We start from the raw sequence: 23,711 nt of genomic DNA, 5'->3' as shown, positions 1-23,711 counted from the left end.
TCTTGTTATTCATTTGTTAATGAGTAAGGGTAATCAGATTTGTCTGTACCTCTTTCCATGTTTGGGTTATTTGACATTTCGAAATTAATTGTTGCCCCTTTGACCAAATCTTCCTGAGTAAAATAGTTTTTGCTATAATCTTTACCGTTTACTTTCAAGGCTTCAATATAAACGTTATCTGCACCGTTGTTTTCGGCATTAATGGTAATTGCTTTACCGTTTTCCAGATTAATTTTAGCGGACTTAAACAATGGAGATCCAATAACATACTGATTTGCACCCGGACATACACTATAAAATCCTAACGATGACAGAACATACCAGGCAGATGTTTGTCCGTTGTCTTCATCACCACAATAACCATCGGGTGTTGGCTGATACAAACGTTCCATCGCTTCGCGAATCCAATATTGTGTTTTCCATGGAGTTCCGGCGTAATTATACAGGTAAATCATGTGCTGGATAGGTTGATTTCCATGCGCATATTGCCCCATATCAATCACCTGCATCTCGCGCATTTCGTGTACTAGGTTTCCTTTTGTATCGCCACCACCAAAAGTTGGAGGCATAACAAACACAGAATCCAGCATCGAAACAAAGGTCTCTTCATCACCCATCAGGTTGATCAATCCCTGGATATCATGAAAAACCGACCACGAATAATGCCAGCTGTTTCCTTCTGTGAAGGCATCCCACCAGCTTACAGGCTTAAAGTTTTCAGGAAACGAGCCATCTTTTTTGCGCCCACTCATCAGGTTAAATTTCTTATTAAACTGATTTTTATAGTTGTAACAGCGTTTCAGGTACACATCAAGTTCTTCCTGCGGACGGTTCAATTTTTTTCCCATCTGATAAATACACCAGTCATCGTAAGCATATTCCAGCGTACGTGAGGCATTGTCGCGAATATTTACATCGTAAGGAACATACCCCAAAGTGTTGTAATACTCAACTCCCAGACGACCCGACGAACCAACGGTTGGGTGAACGTGATTTGCTCCATACAACATTCCTTCATACATTTTTTCAGCATCCTCTTTTATCAATCCTTTCATAAAAGCATCTGCGATAACCGATGCAGAACCGTTTCCGACCATACAATCGCGATGTCCCGGACTTGCCCACTCCGGATAAAAGCCACTTTCGAGATAGGAATTGTACAGACCGGCTTGAATTTTTTCACCCATCGATGGATAAACCAGGTTTACAAAAGGAATTAAACTTCGGTATGTATCCCAGAATCCCATGTCGGTGAATAAATAACCGGGCAAAACCTCTCCGTTAAAAGGACTGTAATGAACCGTTTCTCCTTTTTCATTGATTTCGTAAAACTTGCGGGGAAACAGTAATGTGCGATACAAACACGAATAAAAAGTTCTTAAATGATCGATGTTATCACCATCGACTTCCACCCGGCTTAATACGTCATTCCAGACTTTCGCACCGGCTTCTTTTGTTTCATCGAAACTAGGTTTCAACTCTTTTAAATTCAGGTAGGCCTGATCGAGACTGATAAATGAAGAGGCAACCCGGGCGTGAACAACTTCGTCTCGTTTGGTTGAAAAACCGATAACACCACCGGCATGTTCAACTTCTGTTTCAAGCTCGTTCGTGTTGATTTCGTTGTTGCTTACAACTGCGGTGTAAGTAAATTCCTTATCAAATTCGATCACAAAATAGTTCTTAAAATTATCTGGTACTCCCCCACTGTTTTTGGTGGTATAACCAATTATTTTTTGTTCTTCGGGAATAATTTTCACGTAAGAACCTCTGTCAAAGGCATCAACCAGGATGTATGACATTTCACTTTCAGGAAAAGTAAAACGAAACATAGCAGCCCTTTCTGTAGGAGTTATTTCGGTTGTAACGTCATAATCCGAAAGATAAACCTTGTAATAGTGAGGTTTGGTAACTTCTGTTTTGTGCGTAAACCAACAGGCGCGTTTTTCCTCATCGAACTCTAATTTACCGGTAACCGGCAATATTGAAAACTGGCCATAATCGTTGATCCACGGACTCGGCTGGTGCGTCTGTTTAAATCCGCGAATACGATCTGATGAATAAGTGTAAGCCCAGCCTTCTCCCATTTTTCCGGTTTGAGGCATCCAGAAATTCATACCCCAAGGCATGGCAATTGCGGGATAAGTATTTCCATTGGATAATAAATAATCCGAATCCGTTCCCACGATTGTGGTTACATAGTTAAGAGGCTCATTTTTTTGTGCTTGCGCTTGGTATCCGACAACCATTATCACAGCGGCAATCACAAAGATCATTCTTCTGCTCATTGTAAATTATAAATTAAGTTGGTTTAAATAAAGCGACCGTAATTTTTAGACATTTCGCCCTTACGATACTCAAGAACGAAAGAAGTTAGAAATTAACTTCTTTCGTTTAATTAAGATTTACAAAATATAGTTATTAACCATATTTTGATATTCACACATAATTAGTTTCATTTATTTTTCACGAATTCAATTCGGAATGAGTACCCAATTGGGGCATTTTCAGGAATCATATATTTCAACAATGGTCGAGGTCCGCATGAAGCATTTCCCAGCCCTTGTTGCATACAATCCAAATTAAGGTAAACTTCTGGTTTTCGAACACCATCCAACGCAAAATCGTGTTTTGCAGTCCAGATATCCTGGTCGGTTAAATGCAATGCACTGAAACTTAAATAATCTTTCGAAATAACTTTCAAACCCACATTCTTGTCGTTGGTAATTGTAACCCATCTAATTTCTTCCCGGTTTCCCATACTTTGTGAACGCACGTAATGTTCGGCCTCCATCTCGGTAACTGTTGTTTGGTATAATCCGGTAAATGCAGATTGAATTCGGTCAATATAATTTTCGTGAGGACCATTACCGTACCATTCAATATTCTCAAAACCCTGTGGCAGTTGCATTTGCAATCCTAAACGTCTCACAATCGAACCATTATCAGGTTTTGTAAAGCTGGCATCCACATCAATGGTTCCATTTGCATACACTACATATTTCACCATATAAGGAATGCTAATATCTTGTTTCGAATGAATTGTAGCGGTGGTATTTACCAGCATGGTAACAAATTTACCACTGGCATCCGTTTTCCAAGTCAATAAAGGCTCATTATTCGTTGTTTCATAATAGCGTTGATCGGTAAACTTATCATTGCTTACACTTCTGTACCAATTTAAATTTAAGCCATTACCATTATAAATAAGTTCGTTTCCATCATATTCCAATGAAGTAAAAATACCGGATTTCGTATCAAAAACAGCTTTAAATTCAGTCGTCTTCATTACCAAATCATCTCCCTTAAGTTTTGCATCAATTGTTTCTAATTTTGCAAGATCAATCGTTTCAATTTTTGTGCGGGTATTTATGGCAAATTGCTCTTTAGCGACTTCATGACCAGCTTTCGCCCAACGTGTATCTGAGTTTAATTCCACATACACATTCAGGAAGTACTCATTTTCGTTATCAATCCGGGTTTTATATGGGACTTTGACAATTGCTTTTTGATTTGGCGCCAAGTCAAAATTATCCAACACACCCGATTCAACAGCAATACCATTTTTTAGAATTTCCCATTTAAAAGTGAATGCATTTAAGTTGGTAAAGTCATAACGGTTCAAAATCTCGATCTTCCCAGATCTTAAAGCTAAATCTCTGAATTTGATGTATTGATACACTTTTTTCGCTTCCAATAATTTGGCAGTCACCCGGCGATCAGGAGTTGTCAATCCATTACAACAAAAGTCTTCGTCATTTGGCACATCACCAAAATCACCACCGTAGTAGTAATGATCTTTAGGTTCTCCATATTTATAAATGGCCTGATCTACCCAATCCCAAACGCAGCCACCAATCATTCGCTGTGATTTATTTTCAATATAATCCCAATACTCTGCCATATTTCCAGGAGCATTACCCATCGCATGCGCATACTCACATAAAAAGTAAGGTTTATCGGTATCTCGTTGGTCGAAACTGGCCATATTATCTAAGCCGGGATACATATGCGAATCAACATCAACAGCATCATTTTGCCCTTCGTAATGCACAGGGCGCGATGGATCCAGCTCCTTTGCCCTTTTGTACATAGCTACCATATTCCGACCAGCACCACTTTCATTACCCAACGACCAAATAATAACTGAAGGGTGGTTTTTATCCCGTTCAACAGCTCTAGTAATACGATCAATATAGGCAGCTTGCCAGCTCATTTTATCACTTAAACTTGAATTTCCGTGACATTCCAAATCGGCTTCATCAACAATGTACAAACCATAATAATCGTACATGGCATACATTTTTGAGCTGTTTGGATAGTGACTTGTCCTTACCGTATTGATATTGTGTTGTTTCATCATCAATACATCTTTCAACATCGTTTCAACCGGAATAGCACGTCCATAAACGGGATCGGTATCATGGCGGTTTGTTCCCTTTAAGAATACTTGCTCGTTATTGATATAAAGACGTTTGTTCTTTATTTCAACATTTCGGAAGCCAAATTTTGAAGACATCGCCTCTGTTTCCGCCCCATTTTCATCTTTCAATGAGACGATTACCGAATATAAGTTTGGATTTTCAGCCGACCACAGCATTGGATTCTCAACTTGTGCCTGCAACTGAAAGACCTTTTCTTCTTTGTTAAGATCATTTACTTTTTGCTCAAGCGTAACAACCTCGTTACCGGCAGGATCAAGTAAAGTAACTTCCAGTGTATTTGCTTTATTTATTTTACTTCCCAGATTTTTCACTGAAGCATCAACTTTAAAGAGAGCTGACTCATAATTATCGTTTGTAAATTCATTTTTCAAATGATAATCGCGAACATGTAGTTTTGGCGTTGCATAAAGAAATACATCGCGGTGAATACCACTCAATCGAAACATATCCTGATCTTCGAGGTAGCTGCCGTCACTCCAGCGAATAACTTCAGCAGCAATCATGTTCTCTCCTGTTTTTACGAAGTCGGTAATATTGAATTCCGCATCGTTGTTGGCTCCCTGACTATACCCAACTTTCTTTCCATTTACCCAAACTGAAAGGCCGCTATAAACGCCATCAAAATGAAGAAATACCTCTTTCCCATCCCAGCCTTCAGGAATATTGAAATTCCGACGGTATGATCCAACCGGGTTTGGCTCCTTTTCGTTTGTATATCCTTTTTGTGGTCGAATTAACGATGGCTTATTTAGAAACGGGTATGTAATATTCGTATAAATTGGAGTTCCATAACCATGCATCTCCCAGTTTGACGGAACTGGAATCTCGTTCCATGAAGACACATCATAGTTTGTCTTGTAAAAATCAGTTGGACGCTCCGAAGGTTGTTTTACCCAATGGAATTTCCAATCACCATTCAATGATTGATAATATTCAGATGTGGGAACTTCCCATGGAAAATTAAAATACTTATCTGCCTTCAAACTCGCCACATTGGGATATGGAATATAAGTATTGTGCCCCTCTTCCTTATTCACAGCAAAAATCTGTTCGTTCTCCCAATTATCTTTTCCTGTAAAGTTTTCAGGAGGTAGTTTCATCGAAGTAGGAACCAATTTCCATACAGCCTTTTGTTTTGATGATATATAAATCATCTTTCCATTCTGGTCGCCTTCAGAAGGAACTAGAAGCATCCCAGAATTAGCATGAGCAATAGAGAAAGTACCATTGGACAACTCTTGCAAATACCAATGCTGATTTCTATTTCCTCTGCTATATCCCCAAAGGTTTACCGGATATTTTTCGTCTTCTCCTTCAACCACATCCATTGATTTCAAATTGAAAGGACAGTAAATCAAATATCGGTTCCCTGCGGAAACAATACGCCAGTATTGCCCTTTACTCTTTTTTACATCTTTTCCGAGATAAATATGACTGGCATTTTGCTCAGTATTCAGATTATCAATTACCAAGCCCGAAGGACTAACAATTTTGTATAAAATATCTTCATTAATTTCCTGCGATTGACCGGGCTTTGTCGCCACCAGAAAAATAGCTAGCGCGCCTAAAAATAAAAATCGAATTTTCTGCATGTTAAAAATTAATTAGTTGTTTAAGTGGTTTTATAAAAATGTATCTTATTAACGATTGATCTATCTTTCATATTCATGAGTGATTATTCAGTCATGGATCACTTCCTTTTACTTGACAATTTTCCTCGCGTTCTGCTTATTCTGATCTGTTGTAAAATAAATCCCTTCTGTCTGATTTGTAATATCATGTAAGCCATTTTATAAATACACCGAAAGAAATAAAGAATTACTTCTTCCGATGTACTAGTAAATATTTTAAAATGGGATTTATAACTTGATGAATTTTCCTTGATGCCTGGAATTTTTCATTTCCACGACATATAAATATGTTCCACTGCTCAAATCACCAACCGGCAACTGTACCTGATTTGTCCCTTTTACGCACTGAATTCTTCTCAGTTCACTACCATTCAATGAGCAAATTTTCAAGATAGCATTCGGGTGACCTTCACTATAGAATGAAACATTTAAAGTATCATCTGCCGGATTTGGGAAGACTTTCATTTCTTCTTTTTTTTTTATTTGAGAGATATCTGTCGCAAGACTTTTCAGACTTTCAACTCTGAACGAATAATTATAATCGATATCCCCCGGCACTTTGTACTCAGAAAGCACATCCGGACCACAGCTGGCATTTCCCAAGCCTTTTTGCATGTAGTCAAGACATACGATTACCTCGTCTCGTTTAACTCCGTCCAAAGCAAAATCATGAACAGCATCCCACAAATCGCGATTGGTGAAATGCAGGGCGTTGAAGTTTAACTTTCCTTTTGAAGTAATCTTTACCCCTTCTCCTGATTGGTTTGAAAGATTTAACCATCGAACATCCTCCCTATTCCCGCTACTTTGTGACCGAACGTAATGCTCAAGCATTCCATCGACCGTATTCGAGTATTGGCCAAAATAAGCAGCAGCTTTTCGGTCAGCATAGTTCTCCATTGGACCGCGGCCATACCATTCAACACTTTCCAGGTCGGTTGACAATGCCATTTGCAGTCCAATACGGGGCATATCTCCTGTATTTGCAGTATTTGTAATTTTCACATCCACGTCAATAACACCATTTCCATAAATTGAATAGCTTAAAGTATATGGGAATATACCCAGGCTATTCGTTGCATTCATTTTGGCAACAACAGTTACCTTTTTTGAATCGGAAGAAGGAGAAACAGATAACGATTGCTTTGAAATTATTGACTCCGTTAACACCCTGTTTGAATTCTTATCGTTATTGATTTTTCTGAAGTAACTAAATTCAGGGCCTTCGCCATTAAAGATCATCTCTTTACCTGCATAAATTAAAGAAGATAAAGCTCCATTACTCTTGTCAAACGTTACACTGAAATCACCGCCTTCAATCAAATAAGCCGATGGTTGTTCTGAAACAACTAACTGACCTACAGAAGCAGTTGTAACTGCAACTGGCTCAATTCTATCAGTTAATCGAATTTGTTCTGTTGCAACTATATGCTCAGCAGGTGACCACGATGTTTCTTCTTTCATTTCAACTGAGAAATTCAGAAAATATTCACCTGTATCTGATAGATCTGATGAATAAGGAATTGTCAGATTTAAATCTGCACCAGCTGCCACGCCTGGCAGTTCCATGGAACCAGTTTCAATTGCTAAACCGTCCTTTACAAGTTCCCAATTCAGTTCAAACTGATCCAGATTGATAAAGCCATATTTGTTTTGAATAGTAATTTCTTTCTCAGAAATATTGGCGGCCTTTATTTTTATATATTGATAAACCTTTTTCACTTCCAACAACTTGGCTGTAACCTTGCGATCAGGCGTAACAACACCATTCAAACAGAAATCGTAATCATTTGGTGTATCGCCAAAATCGCTTCCAAAATAATATTTTGTTGGATCCTCACCGTATTTTATCAATCCTTGGTCCACCCAATCCCAGATACAACCACCAATTATGCGATTCGAACTTTCAATCAAATCCCAATATTCCTTAAGGTTTCCTGGAGCATTTCCCATCGCATGAGCATATTCGCAAAAGAAATATGGTCTGGAAGTATTAGATGCATCATTTCTAGCTGCATCAACCAAGTCAGGATACATTTGCGAATCAAAATCTGCTGCATTGTTCTTTCCTTCGTAGTGAATCGGACGCACCGGATCAATTGCTTTTGCCGCTTTATTCACTTCGAAAAAGTTTCTTCCGCTTCCACTTTCATTACCCATTGACCAGAAAATGACAGAGGGATGGTTTTTGTCTCTCTCCACCATGCGAACCATTCTGTCGACAAATGCAGGCAGCCAATCTGGATTATCGCTTAACGACTGATTTCCATGACATTCGATATCTGCTTCATCCATTATATACAATCCATAATAATCATAAAGTGCATACATTTTCGGATCATTCGGATAGTGGCAGGTACGGATGGTATTGATGTTATTTTGCTTCATTAATTCAATATCCTGAATCATGGATTCTACAGGAATTGCCTTACCAAAAATTGGATGCGTATCGTGACGGTTAACGCCTTTAAAAAATACAGCAGTGTTGTTTATATATACATGTTTGTTTTTAATTTCAATTTTCCTGAAACCAAATTTCGATGATAACACTTCAAGTGTATTATCCTGATTATCTTTTAAAACAACAATTGCTGAATACAAATTTGGAGTTTCAGCAGTCCACAATTTCGGATTGCTAATAGTTTCACTCATTGTTACTGTCGCTTCCTCACCTGCTGGAATTGCATCAATCGATTTTGAAGTTGAAAGCACTTCTGTTCCATTTTCATCCAAAAGAATAAATTCCATTTTAGTTGCTGCTGATGTTGACGTCTCATGATTCTGAATGGATGCTTTCACTTTAAATAGTGCAGAACTAAAATCATCACCATCAAATTCTGACTCGGTGAAATAGTCGCGAATACGCACCTTGGGTGTAGCATAAATGAACACATCGCGATGAATACCGCTTAAACGGAACATGTCCTGATCTTCCAGGTAACTACCATCACTCCAGCGATAGACTTCGCAGGCAATTGTATTTTCGCCAGCATGCAGATATTCTGTAATATTAAATTCTGCAGCATTATTTGCCCCTTGGCTGTAACCAACTTTTTGCCCGTTAATCCAAACATACATTGCACTATAAACACCATCAAAATGTAGAAAAACCTCTTTTTCAGCCCAATTAGCAGGCAAGTTAAAAGTACGACGGTATGACCCAACCGGATTGGGTTCTGTAGCATTTGTATAACCAGACTGCGACACAATATAAGGAGGCATGTTAGCATGCGGATACGTAATATTTGTGTAGATTGGAGTACCATATCCTTGCAATTCCCAATTTGATGGGACAGGAATTTCGCTCCATCCGGAAACATCAAAATCAGTTTTATAAAAATCAACCGGACGCTCAGAAGGTTGCTTTACCGAATTAAATTTCCAATCTCCATTCAACAACAAAAAGCTCGAAGAATTTGGTGTCTCCCATGGTCTTTCCCAAGTCGGATCGCTCTTTAATTCATTAATTGATGTAAATGGTATATACGTTACGTGTCCAGGCTCTTTGTTTATTGCAAAAATGGATTCATCTTCCCAATCATGATGTTCTCTCTCTCCCACCAATTCGATTTTCCACTGCTGATATTCACTCTCCGGATTGGCTGTATACTGACACAAGTATCCATCACTTGATACTTTTCTCCAATCAAGGTTTTTACCGCTTGCCTCATTGGTCAAGGTGTAAAAACTTCCGTAGTAAGTTAGCTTCCATCGCTGATTTTCATTCCCGGAATTGGCACTCCATTGAACCATCTTATTGCCATCAGCTGTTGAACCAGCCGAATTATCCATATTCTTATTGCTTTTTCTGTTTGTCAGTGTATAATATCCCTGACCAGTTTCAGTAAGCATCCATTGCTGGTTGAAATTATCAGCAGCATTATCAGACTTCAAGTCAAAAGTGCCATTGTTATCCAATGAACCATTATTATCAATAGCCTGTCCGTTAATATTCACAATTTTATAGATATACTGATACTCTGGCACAACAGCTTCAATCCTTGAATTTACGTTCCAAACTCCCCATTGTTGACTTGTGGAACCACTATTCGCAGCTTGTTCGCAAATTACACCATCACCAAACGACAGATCCTGCAAATCAAGATAAAGTGAACTTGATTTATTAATCAGTCCATTAAAATAAGGATTCTCATCACTTTTTTTCCAAAGTTGACTATCTGAATTATCAGGATGAGCAAGTTGCACTACTTTGTCATTTTGTGAAGAGCCAGCAGTAATTGCTTTTCCATTTTTCATATTAATGAGCTGAAAATAAGAATCTCCCTTATCCACTAGTTCCCATTTCTGACTTTGTCCTCCAGTAAAAGAACTTTGCTCCACTGCGAGAATAGATTCATCACTTTGTGCAAATTCAAAAGCATCAATAATAATTTCATAATCGGTAGCCTGATCGCCTGTAGAAAGTATTTCAAGCGTATGCTCGCCATATGGAAGCAGTTCAGTTTCGTATAACAAAGCATCAAACTCAGTTCCTTCATAACATGCTACTTTGGTTACAAAATTACCATCGACCCGAACCTCTGCTTTATCCAAATCTCCCCTTAAAAAGCCATAATAGCGTGCTTTTACTCCTGTAAAAGTAAATTTTGCTGAAGCCCCCTGTGTAGTAGAAAAGTGTTCCGTTCCCTGAAATCCTGGATTTCCCTGGAAAGTTCCCCATCCCCCGGTATACTCAACCGCTTCATCTGTATCATCAATCTTTTCCCAGTTTGCCAATACATTTTCACCTACTCCAAGTACTTGACCACTGTACTTATTGTAGATATATAAAGGATCATCAGGAATCATTTGACTATTTCCTGTAAAAATTGAACAGGAACTAATCAAAAGGAATAACATCAAAAATAATTTGTGTGTGTGTGCCATAAATTAAGTTTAATAAAATTATTGCAATTATTTTCCAGAGAATATCGCTTACGCCACATTGATATTCACAAGTAAATATTCTTATTTAATTAGTGTTTAAGCTAAATTATTCTTTGTATTCATCTTCTAATCAATATCTTTTAAAACACATACAATTCTGCCAAATGGACGTATTTTACATCACCATATGTCGACAGAACTGTTAGTTTAATAAATCTGGCATCTTGCATATCACTAACAAAAAATTGCTGTTCTGTTTTAACATTTGCAAGTTGTATATTATGAATGTCGATCCATTGCTCACCATCATGACTAACCGATATAAGTATATCTTTTGGTTTCCCGGATTGATTTGATTGCCTTCCAATAATTGATAGTCCGTGTACTTTTTGTACTTCTCCCATATCAATAGCAATCCAATGAGGGGGAGTAGCAAAGCCACCAAACCACTTTGTATGCCAAAAGGAATAAATATTATTATCGAATGCTGACATTCCAACACCTCCATTTAAAGGTCCCTCATTTGGTTCCTCAGACGATACTCCTAAAACACTCCAATGGGAACGATCGTATTTTGGGAAATTTTCAAATTCAAGTACAGCTTGAATCAGAAAATAGGTAGTCTTAAGGTCCTCATTTATTATGTACTCCGAATCTGTTTCACGGATACTTACCGGTAACAAATATGTTTTAAATAATTCAAGACCGGATTGAGGATTAATCTCAATATGTAATGGAATTGTTGAAACTTCACCAGCTGGTATCACTGCTACTATGTGACTCAATTCATAACTTTCAGCAGGTAATATCGGGTAGTTCGTTTCATTTTTCAAATTATATGTATCCACTAAATTTTTGTCAACACTAAATTGAACTTGAATATCATTCGACGGATAACCATAGCCACCAAAACTTGCACCATAAGAAATCAACTGAACCGAATCAATCATCTGAAGAGTTACAACATTTAATTTCCCCACAGCAGCTGACATATAAATCCTACTATATTCATCTGGATCACCTCCTGGAATTTCAATATTATCCTTACAGCTCACGCTTAAAAAGCATAAGCTTACAAAAAAAAGATAGAGATATATTGACTTCAGATTCATGTCATAATAGTTTAATCTTACTTCTACCCTAATTTTACCATCCCGGATTTTGAACGATTAAATTAGCTCGATCCATCTCATACTGTGGAATCGGCCACCAGTAATATTCATCTTTCCACACATGTGTTGAAGCAACAACACGCTGATAAAATTCCTCACCATTTTTATCAATTCTCATTCCATGCATCTCACCCATGTTTTCTTTGGCAACTTTCCACCGTCTCATATCAAACCACCGATGAGTTTCAAACGCTAATTCAACTCTGCGCTCCATTCTGATTTTCTCAATTAATTCTGCTCCGGAAACAACAGGCAACGCCCCAACGCCAACTCCATATTGAGGTATTCCTGCACGTTCTCTAATTAAATTAAGATAACTTAAAGCTTCTGTCTCAGCCGCGCTTCCGCCATACTCAGCTAATGCTTCAGCGTAATTCAAGTAAACCTCACCCAATCGAATCAGAACCAATGGTCTGCTTTTATATTGCCCAGCTAGCCGGTTTGTTTCCGAAGACACATTCTTATAAACAAGGTAACCAGTATGCGTATAATCTTCACCACCAACCTGCTTACCATCTACGCCACTATACGTAAAATCAACTGTTACAGAATCGGAAACAATAGATCCACCCTTATATTTTTGTCCGTTGTATATTATAGAAGCATAAAATCTAGGCTCCCGATCCACATACATATTTGAAATATTATTTGTAAAACCACTTTCTGAGTATAAAGGGGATTCATATATTGATTTCCCATCTTTCATAAAGTAAGCATCAACCATTTCCTGAGTAGCGCCAACACCACTCCATCCTCCGGCTCTCCGAATGGAGCAATGCACATCCCAGGCTGCCTGATTATTGCTTTTTCTGGCAAAAATACATTCCTGGTTCCATGGTGTAAGCAAAATGTCTCTTTGTGTTTTAATGAGATCACCACCAGGATCTTTATAAAGTTGATAAACATCCAAATCAATTACTTCTTTTGCTGCATCTGCTGCTCGCTTCCATTTTTCCCTATCGTAAAACAATGATATCAATGGTTCATTTTCCAAGTTTCGAAAACTTGATAATGACGAGTTTCCATTGTAAAGTGGACTAGCCGCATACAACAACAATCTCGATTTAATAGCAAGTGCAGCCCCCTTGGTAGCACGCCCATAATCCTGATCCTGAGCGGGAACAATTGGAAGTTGCACAGCTGCTGAATCCAATTGACCAACGACATAATCTACGCATTCATTAAATGAACTTCTAGGAAGCATCAAATCAGCGACGGGAATATCGGCAGCCAATATGTCGTTTCCAATAAGAACAACAGGACCATATTGACGCATCAGCATAAAATAAAAATAAGCCCTTAAGAAACGTGCTTCAGCTTTGTATTGATCGACAAGATGCTGTCCACCTACCCTCAGTAATTCATCATTTGCATCAATGTGATTGATAAAATATGTAGCAGATCTAATTCCATTATAAAAATGAGACCAAAAGGTAAATGGAGCACTTGTAGCATTCCAGTTACCAATTGTTATTTGATAGATGTCATGCTTAGCCCAAGCCACATCAACTTCGTCAACACTGCCTGTCCATGGATTCCCATTCCATTGATCTGATTCATCTCGGATATAGTTATAAATATTCGCCAAATACTCTTCCGATGTATTTTTTTTCTGGAAGACCTCTTCAATCGTAAGACGATCATCGGGAATCTCGTCCAAATAGTCATCACATCCGTACAAAGCGATAATTAATACACTTAGGCAAATCAGAAACTTATATTTCACAACCGATTGATTCATTTCCGTTTAAAATTGAAAATCAAAACCAAAATTATATGTCTTCACCAGTGGGTATTGTGCACCCTTTCCATCACCAAGTTCAACATCCCACATCTTAAAGTCACTAAATGTCGCGACATTATAACCGATAGCATAAATTCTAAAATTCGAAAATCCAACTTTTTTTGTCCAGCCATCTTTCGGGAAAGTATAGCTTAACTCTATATTTTGCAGTCTAACAAATGCGCCGTTTTTAATCCACCAACTACTATTATCATAGTTTGAATTTGAAGTTGAAGGATATGTCAGACGGGGATAGGTTGGGCGAGGATTTTGGTTTTCGGGAGTCCACCGATCCGTAATGTTACTAAAAAGATTACCTCTTAATCCTTCCAGACGAAAAGGTTGAAGCCCCTCTCCATTTAGGGAAATGTCTACATTTCCGATTCCTTTAAACCAAGCTCCAACAGCAAATCCTTTGTAATTAACAGAGGGACCGAACCCGAATACCATTTCCGGTAAAGAACCATATCCTATCGGGCCTTCATCGTAGCTATCAATTTTACCATCTCCATTTAAATCTTTGTACTTGATATCGCCAGGTTGAATATCTCCGGTTTGAACTGCACTGTTCGCAATTTCTTCTTCACTTACAAATAGACCGATTGCTATTTTGCCAAACCGCTGTCCCAGTTTTCTTCCAATTCTTTGTTGCCAGGGATATGGCCAGGGAGCATTTGCATTTTCAACAACAATTGCACGATTCCATGTGAAATTACCCCGAAAATCAATATTTAGATTCTGATTTAACTTTTTATGAAAAGCTAAAGTCGCATCAATCCCATGATTATGCACCTCCCCCAAATTTCCCCATGGTGTGTTTCGAACTCCTGCATAAGCTGGCAAATCACCTCGCTGTAAAAAAATTCCGGACCTGATTTCCTTAAATAAATCAATCGAAAGAGATAAATCATTTTCCCATGTGCGCATATCGACTCCCAGATTGAGCTTCTTTGCTTTCTCCCAGGTAACATCCACGGAATAATCACCAATATCCAGTCCATTGTAACTAACTGTTGTATTATTTCCAAAAGAATAACCAGATACAGGATCGACAGTTGAAAGATAGGCAAACCGACGCCCACCGATGTTACTATTTCCAACGATACCGTATGATGCTCTTATTTTAAAAAATTGGATTGATTTTGATAATGACCTGAAAAATCTCTCACTAGAGGTTACCCAGCCTAGTCCAAATGAAGGAAAAAATCCAAAGCGATTTCCGGCACTGAATGTTTCCGAACCATTATAGCCTAAATTAACTTCACCCAAATATTTATTCTCATATGCATAGGTTCCCCTGGCTGCTATCCCCTGAAAACGAGCAGGTATTGAATTGATAAAATCTCCGGCAAATGCATCGTTCTTTTCACTTTGATTATATAATAACATGCCGCTTATTTCATTCTTGCCAAACGAATTTTCGTAGTTTATAGCAGCCTCAGCATAAAACTGGCGATTCCCACCATTTGAACGACTATATCCTAAGTAATTTGATCCGATTCTGGTTTGTTCAAATATCAATTCCCCGTCCTCGTCTCTTGCTGTAGCAAAATAAGTATCTACTGTTTTTGTTCTGGAAATATTATGACTGTTATAATTATCGAATGAAAACATTCCGTAGAGCGATAAACCTTGAATAAGCCCATCTAAATTCTGTGATAATCTAATATTGGACCAAATCTGGTTTCTCATCTCATTGATATAGCCACTGTATGCTAGTAAATCTTTCGGGTTCCCAACATCACCAGTTCTGTTATGAGCAACATATCCATTCGAGTAAACAGGTGGATTTAATGTAGGAGGTGAAACAAAAGCAGCATTCCAAATATCAACCGATCTGGTTCCAGGATAGTTTCCGTTGGATATCCAACCGGACGCCCCGAAATCGAGCTGAGTATTTTTTAGAATTTTTAAACTCAGATTACTTGTAAAATTGTATCGCCTGTATCTTATTGATGTGTTGTATGTTGACGTTTTCTCCGTTTTAAATAAACCAGTTTCATCATAATACCCTAAAGACAAATAATATTTTGCGATATCGGTACCACCACTCACATTCATATTAATTCGGTTATTATGACCAAATTCACTGAATATTTCATCGATCCAATTTACATTTGGATACAAATCAGGATCTGAACCATCGGCTGTTTTCAAAACTCGTTCTGTAGAATACAATGGAATCTCTCTATTTGGATAACTATTTTTATAGGCTTCATTAGCCATTTCAAGGTAAGTAACACCATCAGCAAAGTGGGGTGTTCTAGTAAATTGAGTTATTCCTGTATTTGCTTGAATATTAATTTTAGGCTTACCAACTTCTCCCTTTTTCGTCTCGATAAGAATTACTCCATTTGCTCCCCTTACTCCATATACAGCAGTCGCAGATGCATCCTTGAGAATCGTAAAGCTTTCAATATCTTCGGCATCTATATTTCCAAATTTACGCTCTATCCCATCGACCAGAATTAAAGGATTATTATTGGTAAAAGTTGAAATACCACGAATATAAATTTCCGATTCATCATAACCAGGTTCTCCACTTCGTTGAACAGCAACAATCCCTGCGATTCGTCCAGATATAGCATTTGAAATGTTAGATACAGGTTGCGAATTCAAGTCCTTTGAAGTAATACTAGATTGAGAGCCAATAGTGGTCAATCTCTTTTGAACACCATACCCTACAACTACAACTTCGTTCACTCCTTGTGCTTCTTCCTGCATGACTACATTCAATATACTTTTACCGTCAACTTCAACTTCCTGTGGCTTCATACCAACAAAAGAAAACAGCAGTATTGCATCTGTCGGTACTTCATTTAAATTATATCTCCCATCTATATCTGTAATGGAACCAATAGTAGTCCCCTTTATAACAACTGTAACCCCAGGAACAGGATTTCCATCTGCTCCAAATACCAATCCAGACATCGGTATTTTTTGAGTTTGATCAACTCCCAATTTAAAAATTGAAGGAACTTCTTCCATCACTGGTCCCAAGATCACGATCTGCCTGTCGTAAATCTTGAAAGAATTATTGGTTCCCTTAAGTACTTGATTTAATATATTTTCAACAGTTTCATTTTTAACATTAAGACTTAATTTACGATTAACATCTATATTGTCTTCGTTGTAAAAGAAAACGAATTCACTATTTTCCTCGATCTGATAAAATATATCTTTGACCGATACATCATTGAATTTAAAGCTCAAACTTGTCTGCTGAGAATATGAATTCAATGAGATAGCAAGTGATCCTACAATAAAAAATACCCACAATAACTTCATTTCTTTCAATAAATTTCATAAGTCTCCGAGCTATTAGCGCGAATTCACACCTTTTTTTATAAATTTGAAGTGTTAAGTAAGCGTTGAAATTTATTTGACGTTTATTGTGTGTGTGTCCGGGGAATGTTGACCGCATTTCCCGGATTTCTTTTATTGCATAGGCAATGTTTTTATATTACTGTATACAAATATTTGGTCTTTCTGTATTTTAAAGCTTATGGGAGCTGCATCTGAAATAACATTCATCACAGTCTCCAGCGAATCTTTAAGATCCAATTTTCCACTAATTTTTTTGCTCAACTCGACTTTTCCCTCAGTCACAAATTCCACATTGTAGTACCTTGAAAGCTTATCAAACACAAACAAAATACTTTGTCTATTGAACTCAAGTATGCCTTGCGTCCAAGAGGTGTAATAATCTACATTAACATTCGATTCAACTTTTGTTAGATTGTTGTTCTTATTAAATACTGCTCTTTGATTCGGGGCAAGCTTTATTTCTTTATTGAGCAAATTGATCAGACTATTCTCTTTAAGACCAACTTCGCCCTCTACCAGAACAACTTCCAGATTAACATCTGAATCAAAATTATTTACATTGAATTTTGTACCGTAAACTTTAACGTCCAACTGATTGGCATTTACTATAAATGGAAAGTCTTTGTTTTTTGTCACTTCAAAATATCCTTCCCCTTTCAAGTAAACTTTTCTGTATTTTCCTGAAAATTTTTGAGGGAAAATAAGTTTAGAACCAGCATTAAGCCACACTTTTGTGCCATCAGATAATTCAATGTTTGATCTTTTTCCATAAGGCACAACCAATTCTGCCATTTGATTTAAATCGGAATCCAATCTGACAATGCTATCCTGATCAATTTTCAATTCATTCCCAGATGAACTTAACTCCAAATCAGAGTGCTCCCCTCTAAATAATATCTCTTTACCTCCCGATGTTATCAATCTTGCATTCGTGTCTTCTTTATAGGTAAATTGCGTTTCCGAGAAGTGAACCTGATTCTTTGCATAATAGATTATTGGAATTGCTGCTCCTATCGATAAAACAAGAATAAATAATGCAGCATATTGCATGAATTTTCGAAGTTTCAAGCGACTTTTCGACTTATTGTTAAGATTATAAAACGTTTCGATATTTTGATACACCGTCAGTATATCATCTTGCTTCATATCTTTCTTTGTATACCGCAAAGCCAAAACAATTTTTTTGGCAGTTTGTATATTTTTTTCACAATCAGGATTTTTCTGAATAAAATCATTCCATTCCTTCTGCCCTGTACCTTTCGTTACCCAGTTTATAAATTTAATATCCTGCGTGAAATCTTCAACGGTATATTTTAAGTATTTTCTATCCACCTATCTCTCTTTTATAAATTAAGTCCTATTTTCTTCATTTTGTAGACACTAATAATTCATGCTAAAAAACATATTTGCTGGAAAAATTGAAAAATAAATAAATCGGGATCTGAAGCTGATCATCAATATTATCTCTCATTAATTTAATAGCTCGATACACCAACTTACGAGCTGAATCCTTTTTAAGATCCATAATATCGCATATTTGGTCATAATCCAGCCCACTCTCATAACGTAAAAAGATTATTTCACGTTGCCGACTACTTAAACTTTTCAATGCTTTTAATAATGCCTTCTCTTTACTGGAGGCATTTTCTTTTTCAGATAGTTCATCTTCAATAAGAAATTGACCTTCAAAAGCCAACTGCTCAAATTCAACAAGCTGAAGTTTCTTTCTCTTATTAAGCTCTTTATAAATATTATTTTTCAGGGCCCGAAATAAATAATATCGAATATTTTCTGTTTGGCTCAAATTCGGACCAGCCTTTATCAACTTGAAAAATACATCCTGAATACAATCTTTTATAAAATCAGGATCATCTTTGAATTTAATGCCGTATTGAAACATTAATTCAAAATTCTGAAAGTAAATGTAAGATAAGGCAGTCTTATCTCCAATCTTAAATTTTTCCCATATTTCGCTATCTTTTGTCAATATGCTAATTTTATAAAAATTGTATTAAAAATATGGATTAAATCTTGCCCTACCAATTCGCTATTTCACTCCTACCTAAACCAGTTTCTTTTTCGTGGCTAAAACCTAAAAATATTACACTTGTCTGAAAATACACAATATATATATTAGTATTTGTCTTTTATAAAAAAAAATAGGTGGAGTTCTAAACTCCACCTATAATTCTTATCATTTAACAAACTAATCCATAGGGGTATATACGTTCAGCTCACCAAGAAACGCATAAAAATTGCCACCTTCAAGTGCAACATATTTAATATATCTCGCAGTTGGATTCGATTCATTACTAAATCTCTGACCATCATTTGTATCTTTATTCATATCAAATGTTCCGTAATCAACCCAGTCCGTGCCATTCGTACTATACAAGAATTGGTGCTTAGTTTGACCGCCGCCATTACCTTGCCTTCTGAATACCTCAATAGCGGAGATTTCGACTTCCTCGCCCATGTCAACACTAAACCAATGGGGATAACCTGGATTACCTCCATTCCATTGAGAGTGCCAGAAAGTATTTATATCTCCATCTATCGCAGCGGTAGCCAATCCGTTTGGTGCACCTTCTGCAGGTTCTTCAGTTGAAAATCCAGTAATGATCCATCCTGATTTATCGACCTTACCATCATATGATACTTGCATAGTTACCCAATCGGTATAGAAAGTATCTATTGCTGCTATTTCTGGAATATACATTGACTGATAAGAAACAGGTGTACCAGGCTGACGATTATCTAGAACTATTGACGATTCTTCTGGTGCTATCACTAGTGTTTGTTCCTCATCGTCATTAGTCGTATACTTAATCAAAGTTCCAACCTCCAAGTCGTTTGGACTTAACCAAAGAGAACTCAACTCATCATTTTCAAAACTAAAGCTATTATTTCTTCTTGGTGTTAGAAAACTACTATAATTTTCGCCATATGCAGTTCCGGCAATCGGCACTACAATTGATCGATTACCATCTCCATTGTATGTACAAACCTCAAATATAAATGACTTTTCCTCCAAATCAGGAATAATCAAATTCAAAGAGTCAATATAATCTGTTTTAGAATAATCAAAAATTAAAGAATCCTCTCTATTATTCCAATAGACAACTATATTTTCAACATTATATGCGTTTTTTAAGTAGCCGGAAATTTGCACTCTATTTTCACCAGAGTAGGAAACAATAGAATCAAATTTAGACAGATAAATAATCTCACCATCTTTTACATATTCCTGGTGAAGATCCATCTGATCTTTACATGAATAAATTCCAGCAATAACTAAGGTAATCAGAAGGAATCTATAGAATGATATTTTTTTCATCATAGTCATTTTAATTATATTCTTCAATAATATTTCCCCACCAGGTCAACTCATTAAAATCGACGTAGCCTGCACCATCCCAGGTTTCCCAAACTACAAAACGAAAATATCTGATTTCCGACGGATTTTCCACCTGGTCAAAATCATATTCATCTCCATTTAAACCATGCTGAATGTCTTCATCTGTATTTTCAGTAAGTCCAGATGGTTTAACCGAAACACATAGTGGTCTTAGTTTTTGCCATTGAGATAAATCATTAGGATCAGCAGGTAATTCAGCGGCTCCATAAACATCATATGTCTTTGGATTTCCATGAGCAAAAAACCACCCCTGATCATTGGGTCCACGCTGATACACTCTAAATCGACTCAATGCAGCTTTAACCCCCAAATCAACAGTGAAAATTTGTGGCCATGGATGGTCTCCCTGTGTATGACCAGTACTGTTAAAATCATCATCGTAAAGGTTTTCATATCTGAATCCCCATGCATCCCACCTGGTATCGCTGTCCAATATTATCTTTCGCATTTTTGTTTTGTCCAGCCTCTCTTCATACAGAGGAGTAAGTACTCCACCTATCGGATAAATGGTATCAGATACATTATCCCAGCGGTCCCTTACAACTGCTCCAAATTTAGTTGGAACTGATTCCATATTACGAATGGAAAACTTAGATTTAACCTGAGAAGTATAAACGGTGTTAACTTTTACCAACTCATGAGTAATTGAGTCTTCTGCAAAAATTTCAATCGCAATTGGAGCAGCTGTCCTGTTAACCCATGTGAATTTAGCTCCACCGAAATCACTAATAATTCGAAGTGAGTCTTGAATTAGTCGTACCGGAGGTGTTAGTGGAGACGCTGTAAACTCTACAGCTTCTGATTGATTCTCTGCTCTATCAATTGCATATAATTTTACAGTTCGTTCGGAAGTATCTCCAAAGCCAAGTACAGTAAGTTTGTTGTCGAAATAAGACACTTTCACTTCCCCTGTTACGCCACCTGCCAAATCATATTCTGCCTTTACGTACATTAAATCCTTATCACCAGGAAGGGTATATTCTACTTCGAAGCCTCCATTAAGCGGGGTAACCTGAACAACTTCCACTTTTCCCGGAGCCATATTGTCATCTGAAATTGGCTCAAGTACGTTTTCGTCGCACCCTATAAAAAGAACCATATTCAGTATAGCTATTATGAAATATATTTTCTTCATCTTCTTTATTTTGAGTTTCATTTTCAAGATTGTTACCAACCAATGTTTTGAACCAAATTTGGATTCCTGACGGTTTCATATTCAGCAATTGGCCAAAAATAATCCCGTTCAGTAAATGTTTGGTTATAAAGAGTAAGGACGTGGTAATATTCCTTTGGATCATTCTTCTGAACATTGAAACCTAAAACTGGGGCATTCAAATATCTTTTTGCCAACATCCAGCGACGTAAGTCCCAGAAACGATGTCCTTCAAAAGCCAACTCAATTAAACGTTCTCTTTGAATAATATCACGCATTCCAGTTTTTGTAGTCGGTTTATTAGGTATTGTTGAATATGCACTCCAACTTTCAACAACGCCGTTCAAACCCGCACGTTCCCGTACTTTATCTATGTATTCATACACTTCAGCATCAGGAGAAGCTTTAACTTCATTTAATGCTTCTGCATAATACAAATACAGGTCAGCTAAACGAATAATCGGAAAGGCGTAATCTTCAGCGTAATAATTTTGTCCGTCACGAACTTCGTTCTCAATATTAACCAGTTTCTTAGGATATAATCCGGTAATCGAGAAATTGGCAATTTCAAAAATAGATGCAAATTCTCCTCTACGATTTCTAATATACCATGGTTCTTCCGGATTTTGTGGTGAACCGTTACCAAACCAGGCACCTCTGTCAAAACTGATACTTGAATAATAGCGTAATTCACGGTCAAAATTAAGACCAACCGTTTGCTCATTCGGCTCTACAAATAACCAGTCTTCCTGTCCTGCGGTCTTTAACTTGTACCGGTCATCATACGCCCATGTTTTGTCCTCATTAATTGGGACACCATTTTCAGAATAAAATTCTTCAGCCACTTTTAAGGTAGGTGACATATTTGATCCTGCTGGATTCGAAATATAGGCATACCAACGAGGGCTGGCATCATATTGAATTGAAAAAGAAGTACTTTGTGTAGACCCCCATATTAGCTCTTTATTCCAACGTTCAGTAACAGCACTACGTAACGCTGCAATGTGTTTCGTTGTATCACTCATTGTAAAGCTAGTGACAAAATCTGATTTTTGATATAAGCTAATTTGATTTGCTTCAGCCATATCAATTGCATCTTTACACGCAGCCGCTGCCTTTTCCCACTTTGTCTCATCAAATGTTGGATTGAACAGCAATTGACCATCCTTATTAGCTAAAGTTGAATGCACCTGGTTACCATTAAAAAGCGGACTGGCAGCAGTCATCAATACCTCAGCTTTTACAGCCATCGCAATTGGTTTTGTTATACGCCCCAGACTTGTCAATGGATTCATCAATGTTTCTGGAAGATCAGCAATTGCTTCATCCAACAAATCTACTACATACGCAAAACAGGAATCAACTGGCTCACGGCTTACTTTAATCGCCTCAGTTCCTGATGAAACTGCCTTACTATCGCGAATAATCGGAATCGGTCCATACATGCGAATTAAGTAATAGTGATAATAGGCTTTTAAGAATTTAGCTTCAGCAGACCACTGTCTTTTTTCATATTGTTGCATGTCCCGAACTGTTCCTACTTTCTCCAGGAATGTATTACAGTCCCTAATACCAACAAAAAGTCCTCCATTCCATGCATTAAACCTCACATTGGTGATATTCTGAAATCCTTTTGCCAGTTGCACCGGTGAAGCATCCTTATGATATTCTGAAAACCAGATATCATCACCACCTGCAATTGCCGGGTTAGAATATCTACTTGCAAAATCGGGTAAATAAGAGTAACATGTAAAAAGATATTTTTCAGCATTATATTTATCTGAAAAAGCATTTTCGATGGTTGCCACATTATCGGGCACTACATCCAAATAAGAGTCGCAGGAAATGATTGTACCGGCGATCAATAATGCTATTATATAATTTATAATTTTCAT

11 protein-coding genes are annotated in these 23,711 nt (G+C 37.3%); all 11 read right to left on the bottom strand.

Annotated elements, in window-relative coordinates; translation table 11 throughout:
• Nucleotides 1–5: 5 nt before the first annotated feature.
• The 11 genes from ACUNWD_RS10530 to ACUNWD_RS10480 all read right to left on the bottom strand — a co-directional run bounded on the left by ACUNWD_RS10530 (nt 6) and on the right by ACUNWD_RS10480 (nt 23,711).
• Nucleotides 6–2,288, bottom strand: coding sequence for a GH92 family glycosyl hydrolase (locus ACUNWD_RS10530; protein ID WP_445587765.1), 2,283 nt, complete (start codon nt 2,286–2,288; stop codon nt 6–8).
• A 167-nt stretch (nt 2,289–2,455) separates the two neighbouring features.
• Nucleotides 2,456–6,037 carry a glycoside hydrolase family 2 TIM barrel-domain containing protein gene (locus tag ACUNWD_RS10525; RefSeq protein WP_445587764.1) on the bottom strand — a complete coding sequence of 1,194 codons (3,582 nt, stop codon included), beginning with the start codon at nt 6,035–6,037 and terminating at the stop codon, nt 2,456–2,458.
• 267 nt (nt 6,038–6,304) lie between these two features.
• Complete coding sequence (locus ACUNWD_RS10520) at nt 6,305–10,963, bottom strand: glycoside hydrolase family 2 TIM barrel-domain containing protein (RefSeq protein ID WP_445587763.1); 4,659 nt, start codon at nt 10,961–10,963, stop codon at nt 6,305–6,307.
• A 140-nt stretch (nt 10,964–11,103) separates the two neighbouring features.
• Nucleotides 11,104–12,075: a BT_3987 domain-containing protein gene (locus ACUNWD_RS10515; protein WP_445587762.1), complete on the bottom strand. Its 972-nt coding sequence runs from the start codon at nt 12,073–12,075 to the stop codon at nt 11,104–11,106.
• Nucleotides 12,076–12,109: 34 nt separating this feature from the next.
• Complete coding sequence (locus ACUNWD_RS10510; RefSeq protein ID WP_445587761.1) at nt 12,110–13,876, bottom strand: RagB/SusD family nutrient uptake outer membrane protein; 1,767 nt, start codon at nt 13,874–13,876, stop codon at nt 12,110–12,112.
• Between the two features lie 6 nt (nt 13,877–13,882).
• Nucleotides 13,883–17,206, bottom strand: coding sequence for a TonB-dependent receptor (locus ACUNWD_RS10505; RefSeq protein WP_445587760.1), 3,324 nt, complete (start codon nt 17,204–17,206; stop codon nt 13,883–13,885).
• A 150-nt stretch (nt 17,207–17,356) separates the two neighbouring features.
• A complete protein-coding gene (locus ACUNWD_RS10500; protein WP_445587759.1) occupies nt 17,357–18,577 on the bottom strand; it encodes a FecR family protein in 1,221 nt (406 codons plus the stop codon).
• Between the two features lie 61 nt (nt 18,578–18,638).
• Nucleotides 18,639–19,232, bottom strand: a complete 594-nt coding sequence (locus tag ACUNWD_RS10495) for an RNA polymerase sigma factor (RefSeq protein ID WP_445587758.1) — start codon at nt 19,230–19,232, stop codon at nt 18,639–18,641.
• 219 nt (nt 19,233–19,451) lie between these two features.
• Nucleotides 19,452–20,582 carry a DUF4998 domain-containing protein gene (locus tag ACUNWD_RS10490; RefSeq protein ID WP_445587757.1) on the bottom strand — a complete coding sequence of 377 codons (1,131 nt, stop codon included), beginning with the start codon at nt 20,580–20,582 and terminating at the stop codon, nt 19,452–19,454.
• A 10-nt stretch (nt 20,583–20,592) separates the two neighbouring features.
• Nucleotides 20,593–21,798, bottom strand: coding sequence for a DUF4959 domain-containing protein (locus tag ACUNWD_RS10485; protein WP_445587756.1), 1,206 nt, complete (start codon nt 21,796–21,798; stop codon nt 20,593–20,595).
• Between the two features lie 32 nt (nt 21,799–21,830).
• Entirely contained in the window at nt 21,831–23,711 is a 1,881-nt protein-coding gene (locus tag ACUNWD_RS10480) for a RagB/SusD family nutrient uptake outer membrane protein (protein WP_445587755.1), read from the bottom strand.

The sequence above is a fragment of the Sunxiuqinia sp. A32 genome, from assembly GCF_052690465.1.
The sequence above is the reverse complement of the archived record's forward strand: the minus strand, read 5'-3'. Positions and strand labels throughout refer to the sequence as shown.

Bases quoted from the DNA above. Each gene is read 5' to 3' on its own strand.
- ACUNWD_RS10525 (WP_445587764.1), bottom strand. From the start codon at position 6,037: ATGCAGAAAATTCGATTTTTATTTTTAGGCGCGCTAGCTATTTTTCTG.
- ACUNWD_RS10485 (WP_445587756.1), bottom strand. From the start codon at position 21,798: ATGAAGAAAATATATTTCATAATAGCTATACTGAATATGGTTCTTTTT.
- ACUNWD_RS10515 (WP_445587762.1), bottom strand. From the start codon at position 12,075: ATGAATCTGAAGTCAATATATCTCTATCTTTTTTTTGTAAGCTTATGC.
- ACUNWD_RS10490 (WP_445587757.1), bottom strand. From the start codon at position 20,582: ATGAAAAAAATATCATTCTATAGATTCCTTCTGATTACCTTAGTTATT.
- ACUNWD_RS10530 (WP_445587765.1), bottom strand. From the start codon at position 2,288: ATGAGCAGAAGAATGATCTTTGTGATTGCCGCTGTGATAATGGTTGTC.
- ACUNWD_RS10510 (WP_445587761.1), bottom strand. From the start codon at position 13,876: ATGAATCAATCGGTTGTGAAATATAAGTTTCTGATTTGCCTAAGTGTA.
- ACUNWD_RS10520 (WP_445587763.1), bottom strand. From the start codon at position 10,963: ATGGCACACACACACAAATTATTTTTGATGTTATTCCTTTTGATTAGT.
- ACUNWD_RS10505 (WP_445587760.1), bottom strand. From the start codon at position 17,206: ATGAAGTTATTGTGGGTATTTTTTATTGTAGGATCACTTGCTATCTCA.
- ACUNWD_RS10480 (WP_445587755.1), bottom strand. From the start codon at position 23,711: ATGAAAATTATAAATTATATAATAGCATTATTGATCGCCGGTACAATC.